This window comes from Clostridia bacterium, from assembly GCA_017554615.1.
GTDB lineage: Bacteria > Bacillota > Clostridia > UMGS1840 > HGM11507 > SIG450.
The window spans coordinates 1-5,462 of record JAFZHY010000003.1; the positions used below are offsets into that span (position 1 = coordinate 1).

General features: G+C 32.0%; 6 protein-coding genes. 1 reads left to right on the plus strand and 5 read right to left on the minus strand.

Annotation, left to right across the window (positions count from 1 at the left end):
- The first annotated feature begins 138 nt into the window (after positions 1-138).
- Entirely contained in the window at positions 139-783 is a 645-nt protein-coding gene (locus tag IKZ35_00945) for a bifunctional 2-keto-4-hydroxyglutarate aldolase/2-keto-3-deoxy-6-phosphogluconate aldolase (GenBank protein ID MBR4892533.1), read from the plus strand.
- Positions 784-842: 59 nt separating this feature from the next.
- On the opposite strand, the gene IKZ35_00950 is transcribed toward IKZ35_00945, so the two are convergent.
- The 5 genes from IKZ35_00950 to IKZ35_00970 are packed head-to-tail and all read right to left on the minus strand — an operon-like array spanning position 843 to position 5,199.
- On the minus strand, positions 843-2,180 hold the full coding sequence (locus IKZ35_00950) for a glucose-6-phosphate isomerase (protein MBR4892534.1): 1,338 nt from the start codon (positions 2,178-2,180) through the stop codon (positions 843-845).
- Positions 2,181-2,206: 26 nt separating this feature from the next.
- Complete coding sequence (pgsA, locus tag IKZ35_00955; GenBank protein ID MBR4892535.1) at positions 2,207-2,755, minus strand: CDP-diacylglycerol--glycerol-3-phosphate 3-phosphatidyltransferase; 549 nt, start codon at positions 2,753-2,755, stop codon at positions 2,207-2,209.
- A gap of 16 nt (positions 2,756-2,771) precedes the next feature.
- On the minus strand, positions 2,772-4,100 hold the full coding sequence (gene rimO / locus IKZ35_00960; protein ID MBR4892536.1) for a 30S ribosomal protein S12 methylthiotransferase RimO: 1,329 nt from the start codon (positions 4,098-4,100) through the stop codon (positions 2,772-2,774).
- Positions 4,090-4,716 carry a RecX family transcriptional regulator gene (locus IKZ35_00965; protein ID MBR4892537.1) on the minus strand — a complete coding sequence of 209 codons (627 nt, stop codon included), beginning with the start codon at positions 4,714-4,716 and terminating at the stop codon, positions 4,090-4,092. The genes rimO and IKZ35_00965 overlap by 11 nt, the downstream gene beginning before the upstream one ends.
- A 27-nt stretch (positions 4,717-4,743) precedes the next feature.
- A complete protein-coding gene (locus tag IKZ35_00970) occupies positions 4,744-5,199 on the minus strand; it encodes a hypothetical protein (protein MBR4892538.1) in 456 nt (151 codons plus the stop codon).
- Positions 5,200-5,462: the final 263 nt, after the last annotated feature.

A 5,462-nucleotide genomic window follows, 5' to 3' on the forward strand; every position in this document is an offset into this window, starting at 1 on the left:
ATTTAAAATGTCAAGAAAATATTGCTTAAATTATTAAAAAATGGTATAATCACAATATAAGTAAAGGTAAATCTTGACTTATAAAATAAATAGGTATAAAATATAACAAAAGAAAAATTTAAAAAGGAGAAAAACAAAATGGAAAAAGAAAAAGTACTTACCAGATTAACCGATACAGGTGTTGTTGGTGTTGTTAGAGCATCAACTGCCGAAGAAGCAATCAGAATTTCAGAAGCATGTTTGGAAGGTGGAGTTGACGCTATTGAACTTACATTTACAGTTCCAGGCGCTCACAAAGTTATTGAGCAACTTGCATCTCACTATAAAAACGGAGAAATGCTTCTTGGAGCAGGTACAGTTTTAGACCCTGAAACTGCAAGAATTGCTATTTTATCAGGTGCTCAGTATGTAGTCAGCCCTTATTTTGACCCTGAAACAATCAAACTTTGTAACAGATACAGAGTTGCAGGTATGCCTGGTTGCACAACTATTAAAGAAGTTGTTAACGCTATGGAAGCAGGTGCTGATATTATCAAAGTATTCCCTGGCGAATTATTCGGTCCTAAAGTAATTAAATCAATTAAAGGTCCGCTTCCTCACGCAAAAGTTATGCCAACAGGCGGTGTTGACATTACTAATGTTGACCAGTGGATTAAAGCAGGTGCTGCAGCAGTTGGTGTTGGTGGTGCTTTAACAGCAGGTGCTAAAACAGGCGACTTTAAATCTATTACAGAAATGGCAAGACAGTTAGTTGCAAAAGTTAAAGAAGCACGTGGTCTGTAAGATACATTTTTAAAAATATTTAAGCCTGAAACGAATTTTCGTTTCAGGCTTTTTTAAATTTATAAACGCTCTTCAAGTTGTTTTTTCATTTCTTCGTATCCTGGTTTTCCTAAAAGCGCGAACATATTTTTCTTATATTCTTCAACTCCCGGTTGGTCAAACGGGTTAACGTCTAACATATATCCGTCAATAGCACAGGTTATTTCAAAAAGATAGAATAAATAACCTAAATTAAATTCATCTCTTTTTTCAATTTCTACTACTAAATTAGGAGTTTCTCCGTCTGTGTGAGCTAAGAATGTTCCCAAAAATGCTTTGGTGTTAACAAAGTCTATTGTTTTATCTTTAAGGAAATTCAGACCGTCAACATTTTTTTCATCTTCTTTTATTACTATTTCTCTGTTAGGTTTACCGATAGTAATAACAGTTTCAAACATATTTCTTGTACCGTCCTGAACGAACTGGCCTAAAGAGTGTAAGTCAGTAGAAAAGTTTAAGGATGCAGGGAAAATACCTTTCTTTTCTTTACCGTGACTTTCTGCAAAAAGTTGTTTATACCATTCTGCAAAGTACATTAAAGAAGGCTCATAATTTACTAAAATTTCAATAGCCTTATCATTATTATAAAAATAATTTCTTACTGCTGCATATCTAAGAGCAGGGTTTAAATCAAAATCTTCTTTAAATGTATCTTCCATACAAACTTTGGCACCGTTCATAAGTGCATCTATATCAGCACCAGCCACTGCGATTGGAAGTAACCCTACCGATGTTAAAACAGAGAATCTTCCGCCTACATCATCTGCAATAGTAAATCTTTCATAACCCTCTTCTTTAGCAAGGTCTAAAAGAGCACCTCTTTGTTTATCTGTTGTAACATAAATTCTTTTTCTTGCTTCTTCGGCTCCGTATTTTTTATATATAAGGTCTTTAAAGAGTCTAAAAGCAATAGCAGGTTCGGTAGTTGTGCCTGATTTGGAGATAACATTAATGGAAAAGTCCATATCTTCTAAAATCTCTAATAACTCTAAATGATAATCTGATGAAATAGAATTTCCTGCAAAGAATATTTTAGGGCCTGAGTCTTTTTTAATATTATGCATATTCCCATTTAAAAATTCTATCGCAGCCCTTGCGCCAAGGTATGAACCACCAATTCCGATTACAACCAACGCTTCTGAATTTTCTCTTATTTTTTTAGCAGCACATTTAACTTTCTCAAACTCTTCTTTATCATAGGTTTTAGGAAGATCAAGCCAACCTAAAAAGTCGTTCCCTTTACCCTCTTTTGATTTTAGAATTTTAAGAGCGTCCACCGAACTTTCTTTGTAAGATTCAAACTTTTTATTATCGATGAATCTGTCTGCTGTTTCATACTTAAAAACAGGTTTTTGCATTTTAATCTTCCTTCCTTTATATAAACTTAATCCATTTTTATAACATCTTTATTCTTAATAAGGTAATCTGCACCCGAAACAATAGTAATTAAAACCATTGCCCATTCAAGAATAAAAAGAATGATTTTGCCAATATAAACTTGTGATATCATAGGAGTAAAGAACATAACAGCAAGTACCACTATCTGAATAATAGTTTTTAATTTGCCAAGTTTAGATGCTGCAATAACTTTACTTGTAGATGATGCAACAAGTCTTAGAGAAGTTACAAGAAATTCTCTCATTATAATTATTATTACTGCAATTGATGAAATATATCCCATATCAATAAAAGTAATCATAGTGGATATAACAAGAATTTTATCTGCAAGCGGGTCTAAAAACTTGCCAAAGTCAGTAATAAGATTTCTCTTTCTTGCAATATGTCCGTCAAGCATATCTGTTAAAGATATAAGTAAAAATGTAGCAAGAGAAATTGCCGACATTAAAAACGAATCGTTAATATTATATATAAGCACTAAAAGCACAGGAACTAAAATAATTCTTAAAACTGTAAGTTTGTTTGGTAAATTCATAATTATTATCCTTTCTTTACGCTTTTTCGCCTACTAAATCGTATTCCAAAGCATCGGTTATTTTAACATTAACAATATCGCCGAACGGGATATCCTCATCACTTTCAAACATAACTGTTCCGTCTATTTCAACACTGTCCATCTCGCTTCTTCCAAAATATACTCCGTATTCATTATGGAAGCCTTCTACTAAAACATCAATAGTTTTACCGATAAATTTCTTGTTGTTTTCTTCCATAATATGTGATTGAAGAAGACTGATTTCTTTTTGCCTTTTAAGTTTTATACCCTTTAAAACCTGACCTTTTAAGTTGAAAGCGCCTGTCCCCTCTTCTTTGGAATAGGCAAATACTCCAAGTCGGTCAAACTTTGTTTTTTCAATATAATCGTAAAGTTCTCTGTATTCCTTATCAGTTTCAGTAGGAAAGCCTACGATAACAGTTGTTCTTATCGTTGCAGAAGGTATGATTTTTCTTATCATATTAACAACATTTTCAATAGTTTCCCTGTCTGAACGCCTGTTCATAAGTTTCAAAATTCTTGAATTTATATGCTGAATAGGAATATCAAAATAATTAAGAACTTTTTTGTTTTCCTTTATATATAAAAGAAGTTTCTCATCTATCATTTCAGGGTACATATAATGAATTCTTATCCATTCTATACCCTCAATTTCTGTCAGCCTGTCAAGTAATTCTATCAGTTTAACTTCTTTGTATAAGTCTATTCCGTATCTTGTGGTATCCTGTGCTACAAGAATAAGTTCCTTTACCCCTGAATGAGCCAGTTCTTTTGCCTCTTTTACCAAAGACTCCATATCTTTTGATGTAAATTTACCTCTGATTTTAGGAATTGCACAATAGGAGCAATGGTTATCACACCCCTCTGCAATTTTTAAATATGCAGTATAAAAAGGTGTTGTCTGAATTCTTGGCATATCATTAAAACTCTCTAATGATAAACTGTCAAAATATCCTTTTCTTTTACCCTTTAAGGTTTCGCAAACAATAGCGTCAATTTTATCAAAATCAAATACGCCGACAATACTGTCAATCTCAGGAAAAGAATCTAATATTTCCTCTTTATATCTTTGAGAAAGACAACCTGTAACAATAAGTGCCTTTAAATTGCCGGTCTTTTTAAGTTCTGCCATTTCTAAAATGTTTTCAATGGCTTCCTCTTTTGCAGACTCTATAAACCCGCAAGTATTAACAATTGCAACATCTGCCTTTTCTTCTTCCAGTGTTATTTCATATCCTGCCTTAACAAGAATTCCCATCATATTTTCCAAGTCGCAATGGTTTTTAGAACAACCAAGAGACACAACAAATACTTTAGTCTTCATATTTACCTTTCACTTTGGATATTACATCTGAAACCTCAGAATACTCATATCCCTGCCTTAATAAATAGTCTTTTAATTTACATAAATCTTTATAATCGGGGGTTTGTCTCCCCTTTATTAAACTTGAAAGTTTCATATCTGCTACTTCATATATTTTACTTTCATCATAAAAATCTGAAATAACGCTACAAATTATATTACTATCTATCCCTTTTTTAAAAAGTTCTGCCTCTATATACTTTTTGCCTTTGCCCGTTCTAAACTTTGCCTTTGCAAAGTTTATGGCATAGTCAAAGTCGTCAACATACCCTTTTTCGTCAATATAATTTATTACATAGTCTATTATTTCATCGGGGTATTTTTTACTTTTTAACTTCTTCTTAATTATCCCCTTTGTAGAATCTGAGATAAGCACTGTTCTTAAAGCATCATTTAAAGCGTTTTTCTTAACTTCTTTAATAATTTCTTCCATACGGTAATTATCAATTTCAAGATTTTCTTTTATATTAAATTTCTTAATCTGATTTTCATAAAGGGAAAAAGCATATTCATAATCAATATAAACTTCTGTAAGTTTTTTTGAAAAACTACTTTTTCTAACTTCAGTTACTACCATATTCCCACCTAAAAACAGTAAAACATTTTAAGAATTTTGGATAAGTTCTCCGTCTTTACCTACCACTAAAAAACCTTTTTTATAAATAAAATATCTGGTTCTTTTAAGTTGCCCAAGTCTTTTTCTAAATTCAAAAAGAAACATCATAAGTAAAAAAGACAGAACAAAACAACTAATTCCGCCGATAAGAATATGTTCTATATTTATACCGTATTTACTTGTAAAATTAACAACCGTATCAGCTATAATGTTATATCCGTATGAAATCTTTACATAAAGAGCAACAGTTCCTGTAACAAGCGCAAAAATCATTACCCACACAAAAAATGAAAAAACTTTTTCTCTCTTTTCAATTTTTACTTTAAGGCTTTCAAAAGATTCGTATTCATATTCACAGTTATTGCAATACAGTTTTTCATTATTTTCGCCCGTAACAGATAAGTCAAGTGATTGACAAACGGGACAGCATCTTACTTTTTCCAAAATATAATTCCCCTTTTTTTATAACTACCTTTATTATACCACCCTGTTTTCAAATTGTAAACAACAAAAATCTTAAACTCTCTTATATGCGACAAACCGTAACGGATATCCGTTACGGTTTGTTTAGTGCAGTAGTACTTGAACACAATATGCCTTAAACTTGTTAAATTCCAATCTTTTTAATTTGTCGTCCTCGTAAGGCGTCAGCCTGACTTCGTCCTTCGCATTAAAAATCTTGAAAATTTTCCTGCGTTTAAGGTCGA